Below are 24402 nucleotides of genomic sequence, written 5' to 3' on the forward strand. Positions count from 1 at the left end.
TCCTGCTCCTGGGGGTCGGGGAAAGCACGGGAAACGTGGAGGGGCGCACACCACCGGGAAACGGTGGGACCGCGCCGGAACCCGATGATTCCCCGACCCGGAGGGGGACTTCCGCCCCGCAGGGGGACGACTCACCCTCCAGGCGTAGCGCATTCACCGCAGAAACGTCACTGGAGCGGCACCCGCCACCAGCGGCACCCCCGGCGGGCCTCCTACCCGTAACTCCGCGCCGGCGCGGGCCCCGCCGCCCCGGCGACGGCGTCGGCCAGCGGCTCGACGTCCGCGACGGACAGGCCGGAGACGGTGAGCCGGACGGCCGGCCCGGTGGCCACCCGGAACCTCGCGCCGGGGGCCACCGCCCAGCCCGCCGCGAGGAGCCGCGCGACCGCGCCCGTCTCGTCGGCGACCGGCACCCACACGTTCATCCCGGAGCGCCCGTACGCCTCGACGCCGCGCCGGGCGAGGGCGCGGACCAGCCCGTCGCGCCGCTCGCCGTACGCGCGCGCGACGACGGCCGGGTCGACCGACTCCGAGGCCCAGAGGTGCGCGACGGTCCGCTGGAGCAGCCGGCTGACCCAGCCGGGGCCGAGCCGCTGCCGTCCGAGGACCCGGTCGACGGTCTCGGCGTCCCCGGTGAAGGCGGCGATCCGCAGGTCGGGGCCGTAGGCCTTGGCGACCGAACGGACGAGAACCCAGCGGTCGGTGACCCCGGCCAGGGGGTGCAGCGGCTGCGCGACGATGCCGTGCCCGTGGTCGTCCTCCACGAGCAGGACGCCGGGGTGCGCGGCGAGGACCCGCCGCAGCTCCCGGGCCCGCTCCTCGCCGACGCAGGCGCCGGTCGGGTTCTGCGCCCGGTCGGTGACGATCACCGCCCGCGCCCCGTCCCGCCGGAGCGCGCGCTCGACCTCCCCGGGGAGCGGCCCCTCGTCGTCGACGGCGACCGGCACCGGCCGCAGTCCGAGCGCGGGCACCAGGTCGAGGAGGCTGCCCCAGCCGGGGTCCTCGACGGCGACGGCGTCGCCCGGTCTGAGGTGGACCGCGAGGACCCGTTCGATGGCGTCGAGGGAGCCCGAGGCCGCGCCGACGGGCCCGGCCGGGACGCCGTCCGCGTCGAAGGCGGCGCGGGCGAGCCGCCCGAACTCCTCGTCGACCGGGGCCTCCCCGTACATGCCGGGCCGCTCGGCGTACCGCCGGGCGACCTCCGCGAGGGCGTCGCCGAGGGGCGGGAGGAGGGCGGGGTCGGGGCTGCCGTTGCTGACGTCCCGGACCCCGGCGGGCGCCTCGACGCGGATCGAGCCGCGCGCGGTCGTGGCGGGGCGGGGCCGCACCCGGCTGCCGCGCCGTCCGTCCGTCTCGATGACCCCGCGCTCGCGCAGGGTGCGGTAGGCGGCGGCGACGGTGTTGGGGTTCACCCCCAGGGTGGTCGCCAGTTCCCGCATGGGCGGCAGGAGTTGGCCGGGCGCCAGCGCGCCGGCGCCGACCCCCCGCTCGACGCTGGCGGCGATGTCCGATGCGCGACGACCCTCGATCCGATACTCTCCTAGCACAAACCTCAGTATGCACTAGTGCAATGGAGTGCGCAATGAGCGACACCGCCGAAGCCCCCTCTCCCGCCACGACCGCCGACCCCGCCCCCGTACCGCCCTCGGACGCCTACACACCGGACGCCTACACGCCGACCGCCCGGACCGTGCCCACCCGCTCCCGGGACCGCGCCTCGTACGACCGGGAGCTGGTCCACTCGATCCTCGACGAGGCCTACGTCTGCCACCTCGGCTTCGTCCGCGACGGCGTGCCCGTCGTGCTCCCCACCCTCTTCGGCCGGGTCGGCGAGCGGCTCTACGTCCACGGCTCCACCGGCTCGCGACCGCTGCGCGCGACCGGCGACGGCACGAAGGCCCCCGGCCTGCCGGTCTGCCTGACCGTGACCCACGTCGACGGCCTGGTGCTCGCCCGCTCCGCCTTCCACCACTCCCTCAACTACCGCTCGGTCGTCGTCCACGGCACCGCCCACCGGGTCACCGACCCCGAGGAACTGCGGACCGCCCTGGACGCCTTGGTGGACCACGTCGTCCCCGGCCGCTCCGCCGACTCGCGCCCCGCGAACGCCAAGGAACTCGCCGCCACCGCCGTGATCCGCCTCGACCTCGACGAGGTCTCCGCGAAGGTCCGCACCGGCGGCCCCAACGACGACCCCGAGGACCTGACCCTCCCCCACTGGACCGGCGTGGTCCCCGTGCGCGGCGGCTACGGCACCCCGGTCCCGGCGGACGACCTCGACCCGTCCGTCGCCCTGCCCGACTACCTCGCCGCGCTCTGACGGCGGGCGAAGGGACGCACGAACGATGCTGATCCACCCCTGGGACGCGGCCCGCGACGAGGACGAGTGGCGCGCGTGGCTCTCCCGGCACGACTTCGGCCAGCTCGCCGTCAACGGCCCGCCGGGCGAACCGCCGTGGGTGCAGCCGACGCACTTCCTGTACGAACCGGAGCCCGGCTCCCACGGCCGCGTCCTGATCCATCTGGCCCGGCCCAACCCGCTCTGGCGGGCCCTGGAGGCGAGCCCCGCGGTGCTCCTGAGCGTGGTCGACGACTACGTCTTCGTGCCGGGCCACTGGACGGCCGCCGAGGGCGCCCCGCCCGAGCACGGCACGCCGACCTCGTACTACGCCGCCGTCCAGCTGCGCTGCACCGCGCGCGTGGTCGACGACCCGGCGGAGAAGGCCGCGCTCCTCAACCGCCAGGTCGCCCACTTCCAGCCGGAGGGCGGCACCGCGCCCGCCGCACCCGGCGAGGTGCCGTTCGGCCGCCTCCTGTCGGGCATCCGCGTCCTCGACCTCGAAGTGAACGACGTACGGGCCAAGTTCAAGTACGCGGGCAACAAGCCCCGAGAGGTCCGCGAGCGCGTCGCCCAGCACCTCTCGGAACGCGCCGGGCCCGGCGACCGGGAGGCCCGGACCCACCAGCTGCGCCGCCTCGCGGCCGACTGACGCCCCGGGCCGGGCCCTACACGGCCGCGGCCTCCCGCCTGCGTTCCACCGCCGTCCGCGTCTCCGCGAGGGCGAGGCCCGCGACGGCCGCGAGCAGCAGCAGCGTGCCGAGCACGATCGCGGCGGTGAGCCGCTCGCCGAGGAGCGAGACCGCGATCAGGGCGGCGCTCACCGGCTCCAGGAGCATGATCACGGAGACGGTGGCGGCCCGGACGACGGCCGCTCCGGCGAAGTACAGCGCGTAGGCGAGCGCGGTCGGCACCGCCGCCACGTACACGAGGAGGAGCAGCACGCCCAGCGGCGCCCCGGTGTGCGGGACGATCCCCTCCGCGAGCGCCGCGGGCAGCAGCCCGGCGGTTCCGATCGCGAAGGCCCAGGCGGTCGTCGTCAGGGCGTCCGCGCCGCCGCCGTCGCGGCCGAGGCGGCGGGTGAGCAGGGTGATCGCCGCGTATCCGGCCGCCGAGACGACCGCGAGGGCGACGCCGAGGGGGCGCACCTCGGCGGTGCCGCCGCCCAGGACGAGGACGACGAGCCCGGCGAGCGCCCCGACGACGGCGAGGGTCCCGCCCCGGCCCAGGCGCTCGCCCAGGGCGAGGCGGGCGCCGAGCGCGATGAGGACGGGGCCCGCGCCGAGGGTGACGACGGTGCCGACGGCCAGGCCCGTGGCCTCGACGGCGGCGAAGTAGGCGCTCTGGAAGACGGTGAGCCCGACGCCGGTGCCGAGGACGCGGACCGCCCTCCGGCGGCGCGGCTCCTTCACGGCGGGGACGGCCGCCCGCCGGGACCGCAGGGCGAGGGCGCCGAGCAGCAGGACCAGGCCGCCGGCGCAGCGCCAGAAGGAGAGGGCCAGGGGACCCATGTCGCTGACGCGGAAGATCAGCGAGGCGGCGGCACCGGCCGTGCCCCAGGCGATCCCGGCGACGATCAGATAGAAGAGGCTCCGCCCGACGGACAGGGCGGATCCCGAGGAGTTCGACACGTGACTTCTCCGTGGAAGACGGGAGGGAAGGGTGGTCGCTGGACTCCGCGCGCGGGCAGCGACGAACCGCCCGGCGGCGGGGGATCGCCGCCCGGGCCCGGTCTTCGTCGGGAAGGGTCCCCCGCGCGCTAGGCGGCGGGAGGCGGAAGCACGGTCGAATGCATGATCGGCACCCTACGGGGCGGTCCGTCCGGCGGACAACCCGGCGCCCCGGGCGGCCTCCGCGTCCGCCTCAGGTTCGCCCCCGGCCCCGCCCGCGTCGCCCGTCCCACCGGCCACGGGCCCGGACGGCGGCGCCTTCGGCGTCGAGGACTGGGCGATGAAGGCGCCGACGAGGACCACCGCCCCGCCGGCGATCTGCGGCACGCCCAGGTGCTCGCCGAGCAGGACCCAGGCCAGGACGGTCGCGATGACGGCCTCCAGGCAGGCCACGACGCCCGCCACCTGCGGGGAGAGCCGGCGCACCGAGACGACCCCGGTGGTGTAGGCGAAGACGGTGGCGATCAGCACGATCCAGCCGAGCAGCAGCCAGGCGGGCACACTGGCGTCGTCCATGGTGGCGCGGCCGCCGAGGACCGCCCAGTCCATGCCCCACGGCCGGGCCACGACGGTGAGGACGAGCGCGCCGATGAGCAGTCCGTACGCGATGACGCCGACCGGGTCGGCCGGCTCGGCCTCGTCGGCGCCCTGGTCGGAGAGGACGAAGTAGCCGACCTGGCAGCAGGCGGCGGCGAGCGCGAGGAGGAGGCCGAGGAGGTCGAAGCCCAGTCCGGACCAGACCTGCACGACGCACGCGAGCCCGCCGACGGCGAGGACGACGCCGAAGGCGGCGGCGCGGGTGACGGGCCGGCGCTGGACGAAGCGGACCCAGCCGAGGACGAGGGCCGGGGCGAGGTACTCGACGAGGAGGGCGACGCCGACCGGGATGCGGGAGATCGAGGCGAAGTAGAAGGCCTGGACACCGGCGACGGCGAGCAGGCCGAAGCCCACGAGGAGGGCGGGTTTGCGGCGCAGGAGGTCCCGGTGGCGCCAGGCCACCGGCAGCATGACGAGCGCGGCGCCGGCGACCCGGAGCCAGACGACGTGGAGCGGGTCGAGCCCCGCCTCGATGAGCGGCTTGGCCGCCACTCCCGAACCACCGAATGCGAAGGCCGAGGCCAGGGCGAGTCCCAGGCCGGCGCTTCTCCCCTGAGACGCGTGCATGGGGTCATCATGACAGGGCGCCGTCAGGGGCGTAAGCCCCGTTACACCTGTTGAGACGGCCCCTCGTGGCGGGCCGGATCGCCCGCGCGGTCGAGGGCCTCGCACGGGGCGGCGGCGAGGTCGGCGCGGGCGGCCAGGGCGGCCGGGTCGACCCCGGCGCGGCGCAGCACCTCGACGGCCCGGCTCTCGGGGTCGGCGGCGACGACGGCGAGCAGGTCGACGCCCCGGGCCTGCGGCTCGCCGCGCCCGGCGGCCCGGCGGAGGGCTCCCTCCAGGGCGGCGGTGGCGGCGGGCGACCAGCCGGGGGTCCGGGCGTTCCGGAGGTCGGTCCCGCGCGTCGCGGGCAGCAGGCGCCGGGCCGTCGAGTCCTCGACGGAGCGCTGCCAGCGCAGGCCGTAGCCGATGGACCGCTGGACGAGGTAGCCGAGGACGCGGGCGAGCTGCTCGCGGCCCTCGAACGCGGCGGCGGCCTCGGGGTCGGACTCGACGAGCGAGTGCAGCAGGTGCGCGGTGTCGATCTGGCGGTCCCCGTCCCGGAGGGCCCTGCGGCGCGCGCCCGAGACGGCCGCCGCGAGCGACGGCGTCAGGTAGGGGGTGAGCTCCGCGCGCGGGACTGCGGGCGGCCGGAACGACGGGGGACGCGGGACGGGACTGTGCACCCTTCCACCTCATCAGGCCGGAACGGCCGGAACATCACCGGAGAGGAGCATGTCCGCGTCCCACCGGAGTCGGGTACGGGCGTCCGGTTCCTCCTCCTTGCGGAGGAGATCGCGCGCGACACGCCCCGGGAGGCGCGCGCCGCCTTGCCTCGCGCCCCTCCTGCAACCACGACCCCCTCCGCGCACGTCCTTCCGCACGTGTTCTGGATGGTGGGCCTGCTCGCGCTCGACGGGCGGCAGTACGTGTACCGGGTGTACGCGCCCCGGGAGGCGCTGCCCGCCGATCTGTTCTGGGCCGCGTTCCACTGCCACGAGGAGGACGGGGCGCCGCGCGCCTCCGACAGCTTCGACGCGGCGGAGATCTGGTGGATCGGCGGCGGGACGGGCCCGACCGCGGCGGAGCTGACGGTCCACCGGTCCTGAGGGTCCGGGGGAACGGAAAACCCCAAGGGGGCGGGGGAACGGAAGAAGGGGCCCGCGGCAGTCGCCGCGGGCCCCTTCCCCCCTTGCCTCAGTGCTCGTCGGCCAGGATCAGGTACAGCTTCTTGCGGGCCTCGTTGATCACGGCGACCGCCTTCTCGCGCTGCTCGGGGCTGCCGGTCTTCCAGACCTGCCCGAACGCCTCCATCAGGCCGAAGCCGGCCTGCCGGATCTCGTTCACGGCGTCCCAGTCGACCCCGCGCCCGGCCTCCTCCCAGGGAGCCTCGGGCCCGTTCTCGGCCTCGGCGCGCCCGGAGTCGGTGAGCGTGAACAGCTTCTTGCCACCCTCGCTCGCGCTGGTGATCAGCCCCTCGTCCTCCAGGAGCTGGAGGGTGGGGTAGACGGAGCCGGGACTGGGCTTCCAGGCCCCGTCGCTGCGCTCGCCGATCTCGCGGATCATCTCGTAGCCGTGCATCGGGCGGTCCTTCAGGAGCGCCAGGATCGAGGCCCGCACGTCACCGCGCCGCGCCCGTCCCCGGCCGCCACCGCGACCCCGGCCCCCGAAGGGGCCACCGCCGAACGGCCCGCCGCCGAACCCGGGCCCGAAGGGCCCGAACGCGGCACGCCGCCCCTCGAAGTCTCCCCGGCCTCCGGGGCCACGGCCTCCATGACCGGCCCCGTGTCCGTTTCCGTACTCGTGTCCATGTGAACGCATCGCAACGCTCCTTCCATCGGGATTTCTTCTACGAACCATCGCGATGGCTCAACGATATATCGGAACTGTTCGGTAAGCAAGAAGCCGGAGAGATGGCGGACAGAAACCGAACACCAGTTCGACTCACGGGCAAAAAGAAAGCGCCCCCGGCCATAGGGGGGCGCCTTCGTGGACCTCAGTCCAGACAGAACTCGTTGCCCTCGATGTCCTGCATCGCGATGCAGGACTCGTTCTCCTCGTCGGCGAACAGCGTGTACAGATGGACCGCGCCCAACTCGACCAGCCGCGCGCACTCCGCCTGGAGCGTGCCGAGGCGCTCCTCGCCCACCAGGCCGGTGCCGGCCCGGACGTCGAGGTGGACCCGGTTCTTGGCGGTCTTGCCCTCGGGGACGCGCTGGAAGAACAGCCGCGGGCCCTTGCCCGAGGGATCGACGCAGGCGAACCACTTGACCTCGTGCCCGTCCGGCAGCGAGCGGTGGTAGTCGTCCCACGTGTCGAACCCCTGCGGCACCGGCGGCAGGACGTAGCCCAGCACCTCGCACCAGAAGCGGGCCATGCGCGCGGGGTCCGCGCAGTCGAAGGTGACCTGGACTTCCCTGATCGTTGCCATCGGCACACCCTAGGGGCACGCGCGGTCCGCCAGAAAGCCAATATTTGACCTTGACACCGTGGCAAGCCCTTCACTGGCGTCGAGGAGGTGGTCCCGATGACCACGGTGAACGAGGAGACGGCGCGGGCCCTGCGCGCCCTGGAGAGCGACGACCCGTCGGTCCGGCTGCGGGCGGCCCTGGCGGTCGGCACGGCCCCGGACCCGGAGGCCGTGGACGGGCTGGTCGGACGGTGCGCGGTCGAACCCGACTTCTCCGTACGCGAGATGCTGACGTGGGCGCTCACCCGTCATCCGCCGTCGGCGACGGTCCCGAAGCTGCTCCCCGAGGTCCGCTCGGGAAGCGCGCGGGCCAGGAGCCAGGCGCTGCACACCCTGTCCAAGATCGGGGACCGGCGGGCGTGGCCGGTGATCACCCCGGCGCTGCTGTCCGACGCCGACGACGAGGTGGCCCGGAGCGCCTGGCGGGCGGCGGTCGTCCTGGTGCCCGAGGGCGGGGAGCACGAGCTGGCCGTAGCGTTGGCCACGCAGCTCGGACGCGGCGGACGCGAGACGCGGCTGAGCCTCAGCCGGGCGCTGATCGCGCTCGGGGAGCCTATGCTGCCGGTCCTCGCCGCCGCGGCGACGGACCCCGGCCCCCACGTGCGCGCGCACGCGATCGCCACGGAGCGGTTGTGGCGCGACCCGGACGCCGGGTTCGAGTTCGCGGTCGAGGAGGCGAAGCGCGTCGTGGCCCTGGGCGGGGCCGGACAGGAGGGGTGACGGGCGTGTTGATCGGTGACGTGGCCCGGCGGTCCGGGGTCAGCGCCCGGATGCTCCGGCACTACGAGTCGCTCGGCCTGGTCCGCCCGACCGGCCGCACCGGCTCCGGCTACCGGGAGTACTCCGACGAGGACATCCGGCGGATCTTCCACATCGAGAGCCTGCGGTCGCTGGGCCTGTCGCTGCGCGAGGTCGGACGCGCCCTCGACGATCCCGGCTTCGCGCCCACCGAGCTGGTCGAGGACCTCGCCCGCCGGACGCGGGACCGCATCGCGGCGGAGACCGAACTGCTCACGCGCCTGCGCCGGATCGGCGCCGCCGAACCCGCCGGCTGGGAGGACGTCCTCCAGACCGTCGCGCTGCTCCGGGCGCTGGGGTCGAAGAGCGCGGACACGCGCCAGCGCGCGGCCCTGGCCACGTCAGGGGAGGCCCCCCTGCCGGTGGAGGCGCTGGTCGAGGCCGTACTGAACGAATCGGACCCGAACGTCGCCGGAGCCCTCCGCTGGGCCCTCGTACGAGCGGGCGAGGACGCTCCGGCCCTCCTCGCGGAAGGCCTCGGCTCCCCCGCGGCCGAGGTGCGCAAACGCGCCGTCCTGTCCCTCGCCGAGCTCCCGGGCGACGAGGCGACCGCACTCCTGCGGGACGCCCTCGCCCACCCCGACGTCACGGTCCGCCGGTACGCGGCCCTGGCGCTCGGGACCCGGGGAGTGGCCGACGCGATCCCGACGCTCGTCGCCATGGCCGTGGGCGAGACGGAGAGGGCGAAGGGGGCCGCGGAGACGAACGACGTCGACGCGGCCGACGCGCTGAGCGCGCTGGCGAGCGACCCCGTACTCGCGGACCGCATCGCCACCGGCCTCGTCGACCACCTCGCCCGCGCCGCCGCCGGACCGCCCGCACGCCGGCGGCTGGTCCAGACCCTCGCGGACATCCCGGGCCCCACGGCGTCCCGCGCCCTCGCGGCCCTGTCGCACGACGAGGACCGCACCGTCGCCCTCACCGCGACGTACGTCCTCGGACTGCGCGACCGGCGCTGACGCGCCCCCCGGCGCCGGATACTGGACGGCGTGATCACCGAGTACCCGTACGCACCGCTCAACGGCCCGGCGGACTTCGCGTCCCGCCTGGCCGCGGCCGAGGACTGGACGTACACCGCCCTGGAGGCCCGGCAGGAGGGGCGGTGGACCCCGACGGAGACCGAGGGCCCGGTCCTGGCCGACGTGGTGGCGGCCACCAACCCCCTGCACGGCGGCCTCCTGCCCCCGCACACCGGCGCGTCGGTCCACGTGCGGCTCGGCAGGATCGAGAACTGGGCCGGCGTGCTGCGGCTCGCCGCCCGGGCCGGGGGCTGGGAACTCCGTCCCGTCGTGGGCACGGACCCCTCCTCCCTCACCCGGCCCTTCGGCGCGGCCGACCTGCTGTCCGGCATCTACGCGCTCGCCGAGCAGGGCGAACAGTGGCAGCGGCTGATGCTGGTGACCGTCACCGACCTCAACGCCTCCGCCCGCGACCGGCCCGCACGACGGCCCCTGGAAGAGGTACTCGAAGAACGCGCGCCCGGATTCGCGAGGGAACTGGCCGCCGCGGAGGCGTTCTTCACCGGTCCCGGCACGCTGGAGGACCTCCCGTCCTACCTCGGCCTCACCCCGCCACCGCAGGTCGATACCCTGACCGCGTGACGCCCGACGAAGACCTCCGCTTCCCTCCCGCGCTCGCCGCCGCCCTGGCGGTCCGGTCCGCGCACACCGGTGGTGACGGCGTCGACTTCGAGCCCTTCCCCGCCTTCCTCCCCTCCGGCGAGACCACCGAGTGGATCCGCGCGTGGACCGGGAACGAGCAGCTCACCGGCGAGGACTTCCGCGTGTTCGGGCAGGACGGCACCGGCGGGTACGCCGCGTTCTGGCTGGTCCGCCCGGACCGGGCGCCGGACGGGCAGCCCGTCGTCTTCCTCGGCTCCGAGGGCGAGACCGGCGTCGTCGCGCGCGACCTGGGCTCCTTCCTGTGGCTGCTGGCCGACGGCGTCGGCCCCTGGGAGGCGACCAACCCGTACGGGCCCGTACCCGCCTCGTACCCCCACCCCGAACTGACCGCCGTCGCGGAGCGGTACGCACCGGGCCTCCGGGCCCCGGCGGCCGACCTGATCGAGCGGGCCGCCCGGGAGTTCCCCGGCTTCGACGACGTCATCGCGAAGCTCTGCGGCTGACCCGGCCCTCAAGGACCGTCCCGCCGCGCCCGGACCGCCCGGACCAGGCGGGTGATCCCGTACCCGAGGAGCCAGGGCAGGACCGTGATGCCCCCGATGTACACGGCGGCGTAGCCGACCAGGTCCTCGGTGCGCTTCTCCTGGTCCAGCGGCAGGAGCATCACGGCCGTGGAGACCCCCACCGGCACCAGCGGGAGCAGCACCGACCACAGCCGGGGCTTCGGGCCGGGCCGGGCCGCGCACCACGCCCCCGCGGCCCCCATCAGGAAGGGCCCGAACGGCACCCACAGCAGGACCGGGTAGAGGAACAGGACCCACCAGTCGTCCGCGTACCCGAACATCATCGAAGCCCCCCGAGGCCGCTCGCGGCGGACACCCCGCGCGCCCCCTCCGCAACGACGCGCGGACCGGCCGGTCCAGTTCTCCGCGATTGGCCTTGGCCGCCGGAAATCCGCCCCCGGTACCGTCGGCGCCATGCGCATCCGAATCGTCGACGCCTTCACCGACCGGCCCTTCTCCGGCAACCCCGCGGGGGTCCTCCTCCTCGACTCCTTCCCGGAGGACGCCTGGCTCCAGAAGGTCGCCGCCGAGGTCAACCTCTCCGAGACCGCCTTCGCGCACCCGCTGCCCTCCGGCGGCGGGGCCGACTGGGCGCTGCGCTGGTTCACGCCGACCACCGAGGTCGACATGTGCGGCCACGCCACCCTGGCCACGGCCCACGTCCTGCACACCACCGGCGCCGCGACCGGCACCGTCCGCTTCGCGGCCCGCTGCGGCGTCCTCGGCGCCACCGCCGAGGCCGACGGGACGATCACGATGGACTTCCCGACCTCGCCCCTCGTCCCCGTGCCCGGTCCCGACGGCCTGGAGAAGGCACTCGGCTCCGAGGTCCTCGCCGTCCACGACACCGGGGCCCACATCGGGGACCTCGTCGTCGAGCTGCGCGACGAGGCCGCCGTCCGCTCCCTCGCTCCCGACCTCACCGCCCTGAAGGGCATGTCCTCGCGCGGGACCATCGTGACCGCCGCCGCCGAACGTCCGGACGGCGGCTACGACTTCGTCTCGCGCGGCTTCTTCCCGGCCGTCGGCATCGACGAGGACCCGGTGACCGGCAGCGCCCACACCGCGCTCGCCCCCTACTGGTCGGCCCGGTTCGGCCGCGACGACCTCACCGGCCTCCAGGGCGGCGCCCGCACCGGCCTCGTCCGCACCCGGCTGCGCGGCGACCGCACCCTCCTCGGCGGCCGTGCCGTCACGGTCATCGAGGGCGACCTGCACGCCTGACCGGCCGGAAGCACGACGACGGAAGGGGCGTACGGAGGAGATCCCGTACGCCCCTTCGCCGTGAGCGGCCTCCCGTCACACGGTCGGCAGCCACCCCACCTTGCCCGCGAGCAGCCCGTACCCGACGAAGGCCACGATGTCGAGCAGCGCGTGCGCCACGACCAGCGGTCCGACCCGGCCCCATCGGCGGTACAGCAGGACGAAGACCACGCCCATCACCATGTTGCCGATGAAGCCGCCGATGCCCTGGTAGAGGTGGTACGAGCCGCGCAGCACCGAGCTGGCCACCAGGGCGGCCATCGGCGTCCACCCCAACTGCCCCAGTCTGCGCAGCAGGTAGCCGACGACGATCACCTCCTCCACGACGGAGTTCTGGATCGCCGACAGGATGAGGACGGGGTACTTCCACCACACGTCCGGCAGCGACTCGGGCACCACCGTCAGGTTGAACCCGCTCGCCCGCGCCGCCAGGTAGAAGGCGAGTCCGGCGCTCCCGATCCCCGCCGCGACCAGCGCCCCGCGCCCGAGGTCGGGCCACGGGCGGGTGCGGTCGAAGCCGATGGCCCGCAGCCCGGAGCCCTCCCGCAGCAGGAGGTGGGCGACGAGGACGACCGGCACGAGCGCCGTGGCGATGCCGAAGAGCTGCCAGGACAGGTCGAGCCAGGGCCGTCCGGGGGCGTACGAGCCGTTGAGCGTCGCCGCCTGCTCCTTCAGCGCCCCGGGCCTGGTCAGCGAGCCGATGAAGCTGATGAGGGCCGAGACCGCGCTCGCCCCGAGCGAGAGGGCGAGCACGATGAGCGTCTCGGAGCGCAGCACCGCGCGCGGCGGTTCCCCCGGAGACGACAGGTCGTCCCTTACTCGTTGCTCCGCCACCACACCCGTCTCCACTTCCCGGACGCCACGCTTCCCGGACGGCACCGCCCGGACGACCCGAACCGTCTGGACATGATCGCCCATGAGCCGCCCGGGAAGGGGACGGGGGCCGGGAGGCGCGTCAGTGGATGCCCACCGGCCAGGTGTGCACCGGCTCCCCCTCCCGCATGAGCGTCCGGTAGCGGCGCGTCGTCGCCGCGAGCGCCGTCTTCCGGTCGAGGCCCGCCTCCAGGGCCCGGTGGAAGGTGTCGACCTGCCAGGACGCGCCGTTCACCCGCAGCCGGCAGCGCTGCTCGATCACCCCGAGGTAGAAGTCCCGGTCGGCGGGTTCGACGTGCCAGGCGTCGAGCCCCGACGCGGCGAGCGGCAGCAGTTCGTCGAGGACGAGCCGTACCGCCGGCAGGGTGGCGACGCCGCCCGCGCGTCCCGGCCGGGGCCAGCGCAGCTCCGCCTCGATGCCGTGGCGGCAGGCCGCGTCGAAGTTGGCCTCGGCGTCCTCGAAGGCCATCCGCTTCCACACGGGCCGGGGCTCGTCGGCGAGCGCGCGCACCAGGCCGTAGTAGAAGGCCGCGTTCGCGATGACGTCCGTCACGGTCGGTCCGGCCGGCAGGACCCGGTTCTCGACGCGCAGGTGCGGGACGCCGTCGACCAGGCCGTACACCGGCCGGTTCCAGCGGTAGACCGTGCCGTTGTGCAGGACGAGCTCCTGGAGGCGCGGCACCCCGCCCCGGTCGAGGACGAGCAACGGGTCCTCCTCGTCGTGGAGCGGGAGGAGGGCGGGGAAGTAGCGGAGGTTCTCCTCGAAGAGGTCGTACGCCGAGTCGATCCACCGCTCCCCGAACCAGGTGCGCGGCCGCACCCCCTGGGCCTGCAGCTCGGGCGGCCGGGTGTCGGTGGCCTGCTGGAAGAGCGGCGGGCGGGACTCCCGCCACAGCTCGCGGCCGAAGACGAAGGGCGCGTTGGCGCCGAGCGCGATCTGCACCCCGGAGACGGCCTGCGCCGCGTTCCAGACGGGGGCGAACCTGGCCGGGGTCACCTGGAGGTGGAGCTGGACCGAGGTGCAGGCGGCCTCGGGGACGATCGACTCCGAGGTGCACCGGAGGTGTTCGACGCCGTGGATGTCGAGGATGAAGTCCTCGCCCCGTGCGGCGAGTATCTGGTCGTTGAGGAGGGCGTAGCGGTCGTTGTCCGACAGGTTCTCGGGGACCAGGTCGTGCTGTTCGAGGGTGGGCAGCACGCCGATCATGACGACGCCCGCGTCGAGCTCCGCCGCCTTGCGGTCGGCGTACCCGATTCCGGCTCCGATCTCCTCCGCGAGCCGGCCGAATACATGGCCTTCCAGCTGGTGGGGAGCGATGTTCACTTCGAGATTGAACATTCCGAGTTCGGTCTGGAAATCGGGGCTCGCGATCTTTTCGAGAACCGGCCCGTTCAACATGCGGGGCAGGCCGTCGGCACCGGCGAGATTGAGTTCGATCTCCACGCCCATGAGATTGCGCGGCCGGTCGAACCTCTTCTCCGCCAGGAGCCTCGCGAGCCCCGCCAGACATTGCTGGAGTTTCCTCCGGTACTGCTGCCGGTCGGACGGGCCGAACCCGTCGGCCACGACCTTCTCGCCCATCGAAGCGTCCTTCCCCGGGTGGGCGGCCGTCACGGCGGCCGCGCGTCACGGACCATGATGCCCACCTCTTTGATCCACAACGCCTGCGGAGGGAGCCTGTCGGAGGATAGGCTGGATGCAGCACCCCAACGGCACATTCCACGGGCATGGAACAGACGACATATACCAATGTCATATTGTCGCTGGATTCGGGGTCGGAATTCAGCCGACCGGCTCCTCGCGGTATCCGCAGGTGGGGACGGTATCGTCCTTCTGATTCCTCTTGAACGCCCCTCGATGACGACCTGATGATGTCTTGTCAGGAATATCGGCGACGTCTAGCGGAAACACTGTGTGAACACATGTCGTATAAACTCCGCGGACGAGGCAGAGTGTTGGCGCCCGGCCATGGCCCCATGGCCCCTCTCTGGCCCCGCCGCCGACAGCGCCGTCGTACCTGCCCACGCGTCACCGTGTCTCCTGAGCGAGAGGCGACCCACCATGCTCCGACCCTCCCCGGCCCCTGCGCCGGCCCTCCGCAGCGTCCTCGCGGCGCTCGGCTCACCGACCGCCGTCCGTGAGGCGCGCACACCCGCCCTGCGGGCCGCGCAGGGACCACTGAGCCCTGAACTCCCCCTGCCCGTCCATGTGTTGGGCGTCACCGGAGCACCGGGACACCCTCCCCGCACCCGGCTCGCCGGATGGCGCTTCCTGATCCGGAACGGGGACCGGACGATCGCCGCCGCGGACACCATGCTCACCCCGGACGGCTGGTCCTTCTCGCACTTCTTCGAGGGGCCGTACGTCTCCGCCACGGAACGGGCCCTGCACCAGGCCGAGGGGCTGCCGGCCACCTACCGGCCGCGGCTGCTCTCCGTGCCGGAGCTGTACATGCTGACCCTCTGGCTGCACGCCGACCCGGAGACGGACGACACCACCGTCGCTCCGGCCACCGACGACCTGTTGGTACCCATGGCCCCCGCGCCACCGGGAATCGCGGCCCACCGGCCCTACCCGGTCGCCGACCTCCTGCCCGTCCTCAGCACGCGCCTCGCGCCGCCGCCCCTCCTGGGCTCGGCGGCGCCCGCCTGATCCACCGTACGCGCGCCGCGCCCCGTGACCCGGGCGGGTCACGGGGCGCACTGCTGTCCGAACCACCCGTCCGAACGCGCCGCCCGAACACCCCTCCCTTACGGACTAGCCCGCTCGGGCCACCCCGAACCACCCGAAGGGACGGGGTGGTTGAGCTGAACCGCCCGTGGGAGTGACGCGTCCTCCCCGGAGAGGACGAGCTGCCGCGAAATCCCTGCGGAAGTCCGTCCCGGGGGCAAGACTTGGACCGGAACCGAACCGACCGACGGGGCGGCCATGAGCGCGCAGAGCCGCAGGACATCCACCACGACGCAGCGAAAGAACCCACCCATGTGCCAGCACCAGCCCGCCTGTCCCACCGCCGACTCCGCCGACCGGGAGGCGGCCCGACTGACGGCACACCACCCGGAGCAGGGCTGGAGCCTGCTGTGCAACGGCGTCCTGCTCTTCGAGGACACCGGTGAACTCCTGCCGGACGGACAGATCATCGCTCCGCACCGGCCGCTCACGGCGGGCCGGGTGACGACCGCCGCCTGAGGAACGCGTACGAGGGACCGAAGCCCGGGGGCCGGCCCGGAGAAGAACTCTCCGGACCGGCCCCCGGTCATGGAACCCCCGTCACGAGGGCGCGGCCCCTCAGTGGTCGTACTCGTCCAGCGGCGGGCAGGAGCAGACCAGGTTCCGGTCGCCGAAGGCGCCGTCGATGCGGCGCACCGGCGGCCAGTACTTGTCGGCGGCCGAGACGCCGGCCGGGAAGACCGCCTCGTCCCGGGTGTAGGCGTGGTTCCACTCGCCGCCGAGCGCGGCCGCGGTGTGCGGGGCGTTGTGCAGCGGGTTGTCGTCCGCCGGCCACTCGCCCGAGGCGACCTTCTCGATCTCGGCCCGGATCGCGATCATCGTGTCGCAGAAGCGGTCCAGCTCGGTCAGGTCCTCGGACTCGGTCGGCTCGATCATCAGCGTGCCGGCCACCGGGAAGGACATCGTCGGCGCGTGGAAGCCGTAGTCGATCAGGCGCTTGGCGATGTCGTCGACGGTGACGCCGGTCGCCTTGGACAGCGGGCGCAGGTCCACGATGCACTCGTGGGCGACCAGACCGGCCGGGCCGGTGTAGAGCACCGGGAAGTGCGGCTCCAGGCGCTTGGCGATGTAGTTCGCCGCGAGCACCGCGACCTGGGTGGCGCGCTTGAGGCCCTCGCCGCCCATCAGGCGCACGTACGACCAGGAGATCGGCAGGATGCCGGCGGAGCCCCACGGGGCGGCCGAGATCGGGCCGACGCCGGTCTCCGGGCCCGCGGTGGGCTGGAGCGGATGGTTCGGCAGGTACGGGGCGAGGTGGGCGCGGACGCCGACCGGGCCGACGCCGGGGCCGCCGCCGCCGTGCGGGATGCAGAAGGTCTTGTGCAGGTTGAGGTGCGAGACGTCGCCGCCGAAGTGACCCGGCTTGGCCAGGCCCACCAGGGCGTTGAGGTTGGCGCCGTCGACGTACACCTGGCCACCGGCCTCGTGGACCTCGGCGCAGATGTCCGCGACGTGCTCCTCGAACACGCCGTGCGTGGACGGGTACGTGATCATCAGGACGGACAGCTCGTCGCGGTACTGGGCGATCTTGGCCCGCAGGTCCTCGACGTCGACCTCGCCGTCGTCGGCGGTCTTCACCACGACGACCTTCATGCCGGCCATCACCGCGGAGGCGGCGTTGGTGCCGTGCGCGGAGGACGGGATGAGGCAGACGGTGCGCTGCTCGTCGCCGTTGGCCCGGTGGTAGGCGCGGACGGCGAGGAGGCCGGCCAGCTCGCCCTGCGAACCGGCGTTGGGCTGGATCGACACCTTGTCGTAGCCGGTGACCTCGGCCAGGCGCTCCTCCAGCTCGGTGATGAGCGTGACGTAGCCCTGGGCCTGCTCGACCGGGGCGAAGGGGTGGATCTGGCCGAACTCGGGCCAGGTCACCGGCTCCATCTCGGTGGTCGCGTTCAGCTTCATCGTGCAGGAGCCGAGCGGGATCATGCCGCGGTCGAGCGCGTAGTCGCGGTCCGCGAGGCGGCGCAGGTAGCGCAGCATCGAGGTCTCGGAGCGGTGCGCGTGGAAGACCGGGTGGGTCAGGTACGCGTCGGAGCGCAGCAGACCGGCGGGCAGCACGTCCTCGGTGGCGGCGTCCAGGGCCTCGACGTCGGCGGTGACGCCGAAGGCGCCCCAGACGGCGACGAGCTGCTCGCGCGTGGTGGTCTCGTCGCAGGAGACCGACACGCGGTCGGCGTCGACGCGGTACAGGTTCACGCCGGCCTCGCGGGCGGCGGCCACGACCTCGTCGGCCTTGCCGGGCACGCGGGCGGTGAGGGTGTCGAAGAAGACGTCCCCGGTCAGCTCGACGCCCCCGGCGCGCAGACCGGCGGCAAGGATCGCGGCGTACCGGTGGGTGCGGCGGGCGATGCCCTTGAGGCCCTCGGGGCCGTGGTAGACGGCGTACATGCCGGCCATGACGGCGAGCAGCACCTGAGCGGTACAGATGTTGCTGGTGGCCTTCTCGCGGCGGATGTGCTGCTCGCGGGTCTGGAGGGCCAGGCGGTAGGCGCGGTTGCCGTCGGCGTCGACGGAGACGCCCACGAGGCGGCCGGGCAGGGAGCGGGCGTGCTTGTCCTGGACGGCCATGTAACCGGCGTGCGGGCCGCCGAAGCCCATCGGGACGCCGAAGCGCTGGGTGGTGCCGACGGCGATGTCGGCGCCGAGCTCGCCGGGCGAGGTGAGCAGGGTGAGCGCGAGCAGGTCGGCGGCGACGGTGACGATCGCGCCGAGCTCGTGGGCGGCGTCGATCAGCGGCTTGATGTCGCGGACGGCGCCGGAGGCACCGGGGTACTGCAGGAGCACGCCGAAGACACCGCGCTCGGCGATCTCGGCCGGGATGCCCTCGCTCAGGTCGGCGACGACGACCTCGACGCCGGTCGGCTCGGCGCGGGTCTCGATGACGGCGATCGTCTGCGGCAGGGCGTCGGCGTCGATCAGGAAGACGCCCTTCTTGACCTTGCCGACGCGGCGGGACAGCGCCATGGCCTCGGCGGCGGCGGTGCCCTCGTCGAGCAGGGAGGCGCCGGAGGTGGGCAGGCCGGTCAGGTCGGCGACCATGGTCTGGAAGTTCAGCAGGGCCTCCAGGCGGCCCTGGGAGATCTCCGGCTGGTACGGCGTGTAGGCCGTGTACCAGGCGGGGTTCTCCATCACGTTCCGGAGGATCACCGGCGGGGTGAAGGTTCCGTAGTAGCCGAGGCCGATCATCGGCGCGAGGACCTGGTTGCGGTCGGCGAGCGTGCGCAGCTCGGCGAGCACCTCGGCCTCGGTGCGCGCGGCCGGCAGGCCCAGCGCCTCGGCGTTCTTGATCACGTCCGGCACCGCGGCGGCGGTCAGTTCGTCGAGCGAGCCGTAACCGACCTGGGCGAGCATCTTGGCCCGGGCCTCGGCGTCGGGCCCGATGTGCCGCTGCTCGAACGGGATGCCCTGCTCGAGCTCGGAGAGCGGAATGCGGTTGGCGGTCATGTACGGAGGCCTCCTGGTCGTCACGACCTGCGAGGGGCACCACGGCGCGGGTGCCCGGACGGCCTCCCCCTCTGTCATCTCAACCTGAGAGTTTCACCGGCACGCCTCGCGGCACGCCGGCTTTCACCGTCGGTGAGAGCGAATGCCGTCGGACATCCGCTCTGCTTTCCAGAGTGACCTCGTCCGCGCGGTACAGGGGCCTGAGAGATTCCGGGGAGGATTTGCTCCTTCGGCGCCCACCGGAAGGTTTCTCCGGGGGACTCTCCCGCACGGGGTCGACAGCCACACCCAGCCTACCAGCGCGGTTGGGGCTCCCTTCGCTCAAGTGGCCGACATCCCGGATGTGCCCTTTGGTAGGGGGTAGAGGAGTTGCGACCAGTTGGAGGGACCGTGCAGACCGACATCGATCCGCGCAGCCTGATCGGCCGCAAGGCGTACGACCGGAACGGACACAAGATCGGGACCGTCGACGAGGTGTACCTCGACGACGCGACCGGCGTCCCGGAGTGGGCCGCGGTCCGCACCGGCCTGTTCAGCAGGGACGCCTTCGTCCCCCTGGAGCCGAGCGACCTGCTCGACGACGGCCTCCACATCCCCTTCGAACGCGCCCTCATCAAGGACGCCCCGGACTTCGGCGTGGGCCGCCACCTCTCCCCGGAGCAGGAACTCCAGCTCTACCGCCACTACAGCCTCGCCCTCCCCCCGCCACCCCACCCGAACCCCCCGGACAAGGACTTCGGCCGCCTGGCGGGCCAGGAAGGCAGCTGACCGGGAACCCCGGCCCGGCCGCCGCCGACGGCGCGAAACCACCCATGGGAAGACCCGCACCTCTGCCCGCCCACCGTCACGGGTGGTGCGGGTGGGAACCCTGCCCGGCCGCAAGGCCGGGCGCACCCCCACGACCCGCAGCCGCCGACGACGCGGCACCACCCCCGGGCAAACCCGCACCCCCACGACCCGCAGCCGCCGACGACGCGGCACCACCCCCGGGAAGACCCGCACCCGGCACCGGCCCCCGTACCAACGGCACCGCCTCCCCCGTCTCCAGCTCCGGATCGTCCACCGCGAAGGTCCGCACCCGCCCCGGCGCCGACCCCGGTTCCTCGAACCGCACGGTGACCCGTCCGAGCCCGCTCCCCTGCACCCACCCGGCCCCGTACACCGCGTGCCGTACGTCGTGCCCGGGCGCCCAGGACCGCTCGGCCGGCTCGGCCGCCACGGCCTCCCCCGCCACCGGAACGTCCTCGGCCTCGACGCCCGCCCCGTCCCGCGCCTCCCCCTCCGCCTCCTGGGCGAACAGATCCTCCTGCGTATAGTCCGCGAGCCCGCTCACCCCCACCCCGAGCAGCCGCACGCCCCCCGTCGTGTCCACCGAGTCGAGCAGCCGCCCCGCCGCCTCCCGCACGACCCCGAGCGCGTCCGTCGGCCCCCGCAGCGTCTCGGACCGGGTCAGCGTCGAGAAGTCGAACCTCCGCACCTTCAGGACGATCGTCCGCCCCGAGTGCCCCGACGCCCGCAGCCGCCCCACGCACCGCTCCGCGAGCCGCTCCACCTCGGCCCGGATCCGCACCCGGTCGTGCAGGTCCACGGCGAAGGTGTCCTCGACAGAGACGGACTTGGCGTCCCGCTCGGCCACCACGGGCCGGTCGTCGTGCCCCTGGGCCATCCGGTACAGCGAGGCCCCGTGCGCCCGCCCCAGGAGCCGTACGAGCTCGTCCTCGCCCGCCTCCGCGAGGTCGGACACCGTCGTCATCCCGGCCCGCCGCAGGTGCTCCCCGGTCGCCGGTCCGACCCCGGGCAGGATCCGCACGGACTTCGGCCCGAGGAGCGCCCGCTCGGTGCCCGGCTCCATCAGGACGAGCCCGTCCGGCTTCGCCTCCTCGGAGGCGATCTTCGCGAGCATCTTGGACCCCGCGAGCCCCACCGACCCGGTGAGCCCCGTCGTCGCGAGGATGTCCGCCCGCAGCCGCTCCCCCACGGCCCGCGCGCTCGCCGTGTCACCGGCCACGCCGCCCGCCTCCAGGTCCACGAAGGCCTCGTCGAGGCTGAGGGGCTCCACGAGCGGGGAGAGGTTCCCGAGCAGCCGCATGACCTGCTCGCTGATCGACCGGTAGAAGGCGAAGCGCGGCACGAGATAGGCCGCGTTCGGCGCGAGCCGCCGCGCCTGGCCCATCGGCATCGCCGAGTGGACCCCGAAGCGGCGCGCCTCGTACGACGCGGTGGCGACCACGCCCCGCGGCCCGAGCCCGCCCACGACCACGGGCTTTCCGCGCAGGCTGGGCTTCGCCGCCTGCTCGGCGGCGGCGAAGAAGGCGTCCATGTCGAGATGCAGGATCGTCGGCGCGGCTCTCACGCCTCCGATGCTCCCCCACGCCACTGACAACGCCCGGCCGCCCCACGACGGGGCCGGCCCGGGAGCCGCCCGGGGAACCGGTTCAGACCGCCCGGTCCCGTCGCCGCCGCGCCAGCTCGTCGCCGGGGTTGTGCCCCACGAGCGTCTCGCCGGTGTCCACCCGCTCCCCGTGCAGCTGCGAGAGCGCCGCCTCCACGTCCCGCCAGACCACCCCGACGGCGATGCCGAAGACGCCCTGACCGCCCTGGAGCAGGTCGACGACCTCGTCGGGCGAGGAGCACTCGTAGACCGTGGCCCCGTCGCTCATGAGCGTCATCCGCTCCAGGTCCCGGAAGCCCCGGGCCCTCAGGTGCTGCACCGCGGCCCGGATGTTCTGCAGGGCCACCCCGGTGTCGAGGAAACGCTTGACGATCTTCAGGACGACGACGTCACGGAAGCTGTAGAGCCGCTGCGTCCCCGACCCGTACGCGGGCCGCACGCTCGGTTCCACGAGTCCGGTGCGCGCCCAGTAGTCCAACTGGCGATAGGTGATGCCGGCGGCCGCGCACGCCGTGGGGCCGCGGTAGCCGATCACCTCGTCGGCCGCGCCCGTACCGGCGTCCGTACCGAAGTCGCCCACCCTGCCGTGAAGCGGATACGGACCGTTCTCCCCGGACACCCGTCCGAGGGAGCTGCCCGCCGTACCGTCCGCGCTGCTCATCACGCCGACCCTCCGTCCTTGACCTGCCCACACGAAGGTAGGCAGTCACTCGGGGTGCGTCAACGATCGCCACACTCGGCACGCCGAGTGATAATCACCCTGAGAGTGGTTTCCCGTGTCTCTCTTCGGGGAAAGGCTACTCGAATGCTCTGACAGCACCCCGGGAACGGCCCGCGGCCGTACCGCCCGGTCTCACTGACTGTTGGTCCCGAAATCCTCCGGTGAGATCTGGTCGAGGAATTCGCGGAACTTCTCCACCTCGTCCTCCTGCTCGTCCGGAATCGCGATGCCGGCGTCGTCCAGGACGCCGTCGCTGCCGAAGATCGGCGTCCCGGTCCGGAGGGCCAGCGCTATCGCGTCGGACGGCCGGGCGCTCACCTCGACGCCGCTGGCGAAGACCAGCTCGGCGTAGAAGACCCCGTCACGCAGATCCGTGATGCGGACTTCGGTGAGCTCCTGCCCCACGGCCTCCAGCACGTCCTTGAACAGGTCGTGCGTCAGCGGCCGCGGAGGCGCCATCCCCTGCTGCGCGAAGGCGATCGCGGTCGCCTCCCCCGGTCCGATCCAGATGGGGAGGTAACGATCGCCTCCCACTTCACGTAGGAGCACGATCGGCTGATTGGAGGGCATTTCCACTCGGACACCCACAACGTCGAGCTCGTTCACACAGCAACCCTAGGACGTGCCCGACCGGTTTGGATAGTCGGGCCCCTCCGAGGTCACCGCGAGATCACTGCGCGCGGATGCCCAGGGCGATCTGCATCAGGGCCGCGTGCAGCCGCACCGACTGCGCGGCCAGCTCCTTGGCGGTGGCCTCCGCATGGGCCCTGGTCTGCGGATTACGGTGCCGGCGCAGCGGCGCGACCACCTGTTCGATGAGCCCGGCCTCCCGTTCGGCGGCCGCCTTCACGGCCCGCAGGTGCCGGGGCTCCAGTCCGAATCTCCCCAGATCCGCCACGAGCCGGGCGACGGTGACGGCCTCGGCGTCGTACCCCCCGCCGTCCGTCTCGGCGATCAGGCCGTACGACTCCCACTCGGCGAGCTCGGCCTCGGTGACCTCGGCGGCGGCGAGCAGCTCGGCCCGCCCGAGCCGCGCGGGGGCGGGCGGCTCCGCCTCCTGCTCCCAGGGACCCTCCAGGAGGTCCCGCCGGCGCCCCGGGGCCGGAAGGGGGATCTCCTCGCCCCGGGCGAGGGCGTCGAGGTGCTCGCGGATGACCTTCAGCGGAAGGTAATGGTCCCGCTGCATCCGCAGGATGCGGGCGAGCCGCTCCACGTCCTGCGGGCTGAACTTCCGGTACCCGGAGGCCGTCCTGCGGGGCTCGACGAGCCCCTCGGCCTCCAGGAACCGGATCTTGGAGATGGTCACTTCGGGAAACTCGTCGCGCAGCTGGTTCAGCACCGTGCCGATGCTGACCATGTCGCCCGCGGTGGCGGTGCCGGATCCGGCACCGCCCGTCGGTGTTCGCAGCATGGACCTTCCCTGAAGGGGATTCCCCGGGGCGTCACACGCCCCGCTGGCTCGAATAGAAGACCAGCCGGTACTTGCCGATCTGCACCTCGTCGCCGTTGGACAGAACGACCGAGTCGATCGGCTCGCGGTTGACGTACGTGCCGTTGAGGCTGCCGACGTCGGCGACGGTGAAGCTGCCGTCCTGGGCCCGCCGGAACTCGACGTGCCGCCGGGAGACCGTGACGTCGTCCAGGAAGATGTCGCTCTGCGGGTGACGGCCGGCCGTCGTCAGCTCCCCGTCGAGGAGGAACCGGCTGCCGGAGTTCGGCCCCCGGCGCACCACGAGGAGCGCGGAGCCCAGCGGCAGCGCCTCCACGGCCGCCAGCGCCTCCGGGGAGAGCGAGGGCAGCGCGTTCTGACCGGTGACCTCCGCGTCGTAGGCCTCGAGGCCCGAGATGGAGATCGTCGACGTCGTCTCCGACGCGCGCTCGGGGGCGATTCCGCCCCGCAGCGGCGTGCCGCAGTGGGAGCAGAAGCGGCTGTCGGCCGCGTTGCGGTGACCGCACCTCGTGCACACCGGCATGGACGCATCCTCCTGCCGCGGCTGCCCCGCCGAGGTCTGTGTCGCGTACGGGTCGGGGGTGAACCCTCCACCCGTACTCGAGGTCGATGGTTCTCCGAAACCTATGCGGGCGGCCCCGGCGGGGTCAACAGAAGACGCGCCCGGTGCGCCCGGATTGTCACCGCCCCCGACCTCGTCACGGAAGAGCGGGCGCTCGCCGCCCTGCTCCTCGCTCTGGGCGTGGCGCGGCGCGCGGTGCCGGGCGTTGCCGCCGTCCTCGCGTGCGCTCTTGCCGAACAACTTCGCAAACAACTTCACGGGCGATTCCCCTTGACCGAAACAGACCCGCCCGTGGGGCAGGACGAACCGAGATCCATCACACCTGCCGACCCGGACACCTTCACAACGTCCGTATCCTCCGGACAGTT

Annotated in this window: 26 protein-coding genes and 1 riboswitch; of the genes, 11 read left to right on the forward strand and 15 right to left on the reverse strand. The window is 73.5% G+C overall.

Annotated features, from left to right (window positions below; genetic code table 11):
* Nucleotides 1–212: 212 nt before the first annotated feature.
* Nucleotides 213–1547: an aminotransferase class I/II-fold pyridoxal phosphate-dependent enzyme gene (locus ACIQVI_RS22710; protein WP_403598609.1), complete on the reverse strand. Its 1335-nt coding sequence runs from the start codon at nucleotides 1545–1547 to the stop codon at nucleotides 213–215.
* 35 nt (nucleotides 1548–1582) lie between these two features.
* On the opposite strand from ACIQVI_RS22710, the gene ACIQVI_RS22715 reads away from it, so the two are divergent.
* Nucleotides 1583–2320: a pyridoxamine 5'-phosphate oxidase family protein gene (locus ACIQVI_RS22715; RefSeq protein WP_403598612.1), complete on the forward strand. Its 738-nt coding sequence runs from the start codon at nucleotides 1583–1585 to the stop codon at nucleotides 2318–2320.
* Nucleotides 2321–2345: 25 nt separating this feature from the next.
* Nucleotides 2346–2990 (forward strand): FMN-binding negative transcriptional regulator, encoded by a 645-nt coding sequence (locus ACIQVI_RS22720; RefSeq protein WP_403598615.1) that lies wholly within the window; start codon nucleotides 2346–2348, stop codon nucleotides 2988–2990.
* A gap of 16 nt (nucleotides 2991–3006) precedes the next feature.
* On the opposite strand, the gene ACIQVI_RS22725 is transcribed toward ACIQVI_RS22720, so the two are convergent.
* The 3 genes from ACIQVI_RS22725 to ACIQVI_RS22735 all read right to left on the reverse strand — a co-directional run bounded on the left by ACIQVI_RS22725 (nucleotide 3007) and on the right by ACIQVI_RS22735 (nucleotide 5831).
* Nucleotides 3007–3969, reverse strand: a complete 963-nt coding sequence (locus tag ACIQVI_RS22725) for a DMT family transporter (protein ID WP_403598618.1) — start codon at nucleotides 3967–3969, stop codon at nucleotides 3007–3009.
* A 174-nt stretch (nucleotides 3970–4143) separates the two neighbouring features.
* Nucleotides 4144–5172 (reverse strand): EamA family transporter, encoded by a 1029-nt coding sequence (locus tag ACIQVI_RS22730; RefSeq protein WP_403598621.1) that lies wholly within the window; start codon nucleotides 5170–5172, stop codon nucleotides 4144–4146.
* Nucleotides 5173–5213: 41 nt separating this feature from the next.
* A complete protein-coding gene (locus tag ACIQVI_RS22735) occupies nucleotides 5214–5831 on the reverse strand; it encodes a Clp protease N-terminal domain-containing protein (RefSeq protein ID WP_403598624.1) in 618 nt (205 codons plus the stop codon).
* A gap of 198 nt (nucleotides 5832–6029) precedes the next feature.
* Between ACIQVI_RS22735 and ACIQVI_RS22740 the strand changes: the two genes are divergently transcribed.
* Nucleotides 6030–6254, forward strand: coding sequence for a hypothetical protein (locus tag ACIQVI_RS22740; protein ID WP_121831622.1), 225 nt, complete (start codon nucleotides 6030–6032; stop codon nucleotides 6252–6254).
* Nucleotides 6255–6342: 88 nt separating this feature from the next.
* On the opposite strand, the gene ACIQVI_RS22745 is transcribed toward ACIQVI_RS22740, so the two are convergent.
* Together ACIQVI_RS22745 and ACIQVI_RS22750 are read right to left on the reverse strand one after the other, a co-directional pair.
* Entirely contained in the window at nucleotides 6343–6966 is a 624-nt protein-coding gene (locus tag ACIQVI_RS22745) for a PadR family transcriptional regulator (RefSeq protein ID WP_161371250.1), read from the reverse strand.
* A 175-nt stretch (nucleotides 6967–7141) separates the two neighbouring features.
* Nucleotides 7142–7576 (reverse strand): VOC family protein, encoded by a 435-nt coding sequence (locus ACIQVI_RS22750; protein WP_403598629.1) that lies wholly within the window; start codon nucleotides 7574–7576, stop codon nucleotides 7142–7144.
* A gap of 96 nt (nucleotides 7577–7672) precedes the next feature.
* Here ACIQVI_RS22750 and ACIQVI_RS22755 point away from each other — a divergent pair, with 96 nt between their 5' ends.
* From ACIQVI_RS22755 to ACIQVI_RS22770, 4 genes are read left to right on the forward strand one after another with little or no spacing between them, the layout of a single operon-like run.
* A complete protein-coding gene (locus tag ACIQVI_RS22755) occupies nucleotides 7673–8335 on the forward strand; it encodes a HEAT repeat domain-containing protein (protein WP_403598632.1) in 663 nt (220 codons plus the stop codon).
* 5 nt (nucleotides 8336–8340) lie between these two features.
* The gene (locus ACIQVI_RS22760; RefSeq protein ID WP_403598635.1) at nucleotides 8341–9372 is read left to right on the forward strand and encodes a MerR family transcriptional regulator; all 1032 of its coding nucleotides are present in this window, start codon (nucleotides 8341–8343) and stop codon (nucleotides 9370–9372) included.
* A 30-nt stretch (nucleotides 9373–9402) separates the two neighbouring features.
* Nucleotides 9403–10014, forward strand: coding sequence for a hypothetical protein (locus tag ACIQVI_RS22765; RefSeq protein ID WP_403598638.1), 612 nt, complete (start codon nucleotides 9403–9405; stop codon nucleotides 10012–10014).
* A complete protein-coding gene (locus tag ACIQVI_RS22770) occupies nucleotides 10011–10538 on the forward strand; it encodes an SMI1/KNR4 family protein (protein WP_351969908.1) in 528 nt (175 codons plus the stop codon). Before ACIQVI_RS22765 ends, ACIQVI_RS22770 begins: the two co-directional genes overlap by 4 nt.
* 8 nt (nucleotides 10539–10546) lie before the next feature.
* Here the strand turns inward: ACIQVI_RS22770 and ACIQVI_RS22775 are convergent, their stop codons facing one another.
* On the reverse strand, nucleotides 10547–10882 hold the full coding sequence (locus tag ACIQVI_RS22775; RefSeq protein ID WP_403598642.1) for a hypothetical protein: 336 nt from the start codon (nucleotides 10880–10882) through the stop codon (nucleotides 10547–10549).
* 130 nt (nucleotides 10883–11012) lie between these two features.
* On the opposite strand from ACIQVI_RS22775, the gene ACIQVI_RS22780 reads away from it, so the two are divergent.
* The gene (locus ACIQVI_RS22780; protein ID WP_403598645.1) at nucleotides 11013–11822 is read left to right on the forward strand and encodes a PhzF family phenazine biosynthesis protein; all 810 of its coding nucleotides are present in this window, start codon (nucleotides 11013–11015) and stop codon (nucleotides 11820–11822) included.
* A 75-nt stretch (nucleotides 11823–11897) separates the two neighbouring features.
* Here the strand turns inward: ACIQVI_RS22780 and ACIQVI_RS22785 are convergent, their stop codons facing one another.
* Together ACIQVI_RS22785 and ACIQVI_RS22790 are read right to left on the reverse strand one after the other, a co-directional pair.
* The gene (locus ACIQVI_RS22785; RefSeq protein WP_403598648.1) at nucleotides 11898–12695 is read right to left on the reverse strand and encodes a CPBP family intramembrane glutamic endopeptidase; all 798 of its coding nucleotides are present in this window, start codon (nucleotides 12693–12695) and stop codon (nucleotides 11898–11900) included.
* A 121-nt stretch (nucleotides 12696–12816) separates the two neighbouring features.
* On the reverse strand, nucleotides 12817–14316 hold the full coding sequence (locus tag ACIQVI_RS22790; protein ID WP_351969911.1) for a glutamate--cysteine ligase: 1500 nt from the start codon (nucleotides 14314–14316) through the stop codon (nucleotides 12817–12819).
* Nucleotides 14317–14796: 480 nt separating this feature from the next.
* Here ACIQVI_RS22790 and ACIQVI_RS22795 point away from each other — a divergent pair, with 480 nt between their 5' ends.
* Both ACIQVI_RS22795 and ACIQVI_RS22800 read left to right on the forward strand, forming a co-directional pair.
* Entirely contained in the window at nucleotides 14797–15387 is a 591-nt protein-coding gene (locus ACIQVI_RS22795) for a hypothetical protein (RefSeq protein WP_403598651.1), read from the forward strand.
* A 330-nt stretch (nucleotides 15388–15717) separates the two neighbouring features.
* Complete coding sequence (locus tag ACIQVI_RS22800; protein WP_053648929.1) at nucleotides 15718–15924, forward strand: DUF5999 family protein; 207 nt, start codon at nucleotides 15718–15720, stop codon at nucleotides 15922–15924.
* 99 nt (nucleotides 15925–16023) lie between these two features.
* On the opposite strand, the gene gcvP is transcribed toward ACIQVI_RS22800, so the two are convergent.
* Entirely contained in the window at nucleotides 16024–18909 is a 2886-nt protein-coding gene (gene gcvP, locus ACIQVI_RS22805; protein WP_403598655.1) for an aminomethyl-transferring glycine dehydrogenase, read from the reverse strand.
* A gap of 178 nt (nucleotides 18910–19087) precedes the next feature.
* A riboswitch (glycine riboswitch) is annotated at nucleotides 19088–19187 on the reverse strand.
* Between the two features lie 112 nt (nucleotides 19188–19299).
* On the opposite strand from gcvP, the gene ACIQVI_RS22810 reads away from it, so the two are divergent.
* Complete coding sequence (locus ACIQVI_RS22810) at nucleotides 19300–19677, forward strand: PRC-barrel domain-containing protein (protein WP_351969914.1); 378 nt, start codon at nucleotides 19300–19302, stop codon at nucleotides 19675–19677.
* A 76-nt stretch (nucleotides 19678–19753) separates the two neighbouring features.
* Here the strand turns inward: ACIQVI_RS22810 and ACIQVI_RS22815 are convergent, their stop codons facing one another.
* The 5 genes from ACIQVI_RS22815 to ACIQVI_RS22835 form a co-directional block, all read right to left on the reverse strand.
* Nucleotides 19754–21262, reverse strand: a complete 1509-nt coding sequence (locus tag ACIQVI_RS22815) for a DNA polymerase IV (RefSeq protein ID WP_403598658.1) — start codon at nucleotides 21260–21262, stop codon at nucleotides 19754–19756.
* 82 nt (nucleotides 21263–21344) lie between these two features.
* The gene (gene bldO, locus ACIQVI_RS22820; protein WP_183953352.1) at nucleotides 21345–21962 is read right to left on the reverse strand and encodes a whiB transcriptional repressor BldO; all 618 of its coding nucleotides are present in this window, start codon (nucleotides 21960–21962) and stop codon (nucleotides 21345–21347) included.
* Between the two features lie 192 nt (nucleotides 21963–22154).
* Nucleotides 22155–22628: a bifunctional nuclease family protein gene (locus ACIQVI_RS22825; protein WP_017238433.1), complete on the reverse strand. Its 474-nt coding sequence runs from the start codon at nucleotides 22626–22628 to the stop codon at nucleotides 22155–22157.
* A 64-nt stretch (nucleotides 22629–22692) separates the two neighbouring features.
* Entirely contained in the window at nucleotides 22693–23433 is a 741-nt protein-coding gene (locus tag ACIQVI_RS22830) for a MerR family transcriptional regulator (protein ID WP_351969916.1), read from the reverse strand.
* A 31-nt stretch (nucleotides 23434–23464) separates the two neighbouring features.
* Nucleotides 23465–24400 (reverse strand): FHA domain-containing protein, encoded by a 936-nt coding sequence (locus ACIQVI_RS22835; protein WP_403598787.1) that lies wholly within the window; start codon nucleotides 24398–24400, stop codon nucleotides 23465–23467.
* Nucleotides 24401–24402: the final 2 nt, after the last annotated feature.

The organism is Streptomyces sp. NPDC098101 (genome assembly GCF_044760185.1).
Lineage (GTDB): Bacteria > Actinomycetota > Actinomycetes > Streptomycetales > Streptomycetaceae > Streptomyces.

Excerpts from the sequence above, each read along its gene's own strand:
- ACIQVI_RS22745 (WP_161371250.1), bottom strand. The coding sequence starts at position 6,966 with ATGCGTTCACATGGACACGAGTACGGAAACGGACACGGGGCCGGTCAT.
- ACIQVI_RS22775 (WP_403598642.1), bottom strand. The coding sequence starts at position 10,882 with ATGATGTTCGGGTACGCGGACGACTGGTGGGTCCTGTTCCTCTACCCG.
- ACIQVI_RS22730 (WP_403598621.1), bottom strand. The coding sequence starts at position 5,172 with ATGCACGCGTCTCAGGGGAGAAGCGCCGGCCTGGGACTCGCCCTGGCC.
- ACIQVI_RS22800 (WP_053648929.1), top strand. The coding sequence starts at position 15,718 with ATGTGCCAGCACCAGCCCGCCTGTCCCACCGCCGACTCCGCCGACCGG.
- gcvP (WP_403598655.1), bottom strand. The coding sequence starts at position 18,909 with ATGACCGCCAACCGCATTCCGCTCTCCGAGCTCGAGCAGGGCATCCCG.
- ACIQVI_RS22830 (WP_351969916.1), bottom strand. The coding sequence starts at position 23,433 with ATGCTGCGAACACCGACGGGCGGTGCCGGATCCGGCACCGCCACCGCG.
- ACIQVI_RS22755 (WP_403598632.1), top strand. The coding sequence starts at position 7,673 with ATGACCACGGTGAACGAGGAGACGGCGCGGGCCCTGCGCGCCCTGGAG.
- ACIQVI_RS22720 (WP_403598615.1), top strand. The coding sequence starts at position 2,346 with ATGCTGATCCACCCCTGGGACGCGGCCCGCGACGAGGACGAGTGGCGC.
- ACIQVI_RS22790 (WP_351969911.1), bottom strand. The coding sequence starts at position 14,316 with ATGGGCGAGAAGGTCGTGGCCGACGGGTTCGGCCCGTCCGACCGGCAG.
- ACIQVI_RS22750 (WP_403598629.1), bottom strand. The coding sequence starts at position 7,576 with ATGGCAACGATCAGGGAAGTCCAGGTCACCTTCGACTGCGCGGACCCC.
- ACIQVI_RS22715 (WP_403598612.1), top strand. The coding sequence starts at position 1,583 with ATGAGCGACACCGCCGAAGCCCCCTCTCCCGCCACGACCGCCGACCCC.
- ACIQVI_RS22795 (WP_403598651.1), top strand. The coding sequence starts at position 14,797 with ATGCTCCGACCCTCCCCGGCCCCTGCGCCGGCCCTCCGCAGCGTCCTC.
- bldO (WP_183953352.1), bottom strand. The coding sequence starts at position 21,962 with ATGAGCAGCGCGGACGGTACGGCGGGCAGCTCCCTCGGACGGGTGTCC.
- ACIQVI_RS22780 (WP_403598645.1), top strand. The coding sequence starts at position 11,013 with ATGCGCATCCGAATCGTCGACGCCTTCACCGACCGGCCCTTCTCCGGC.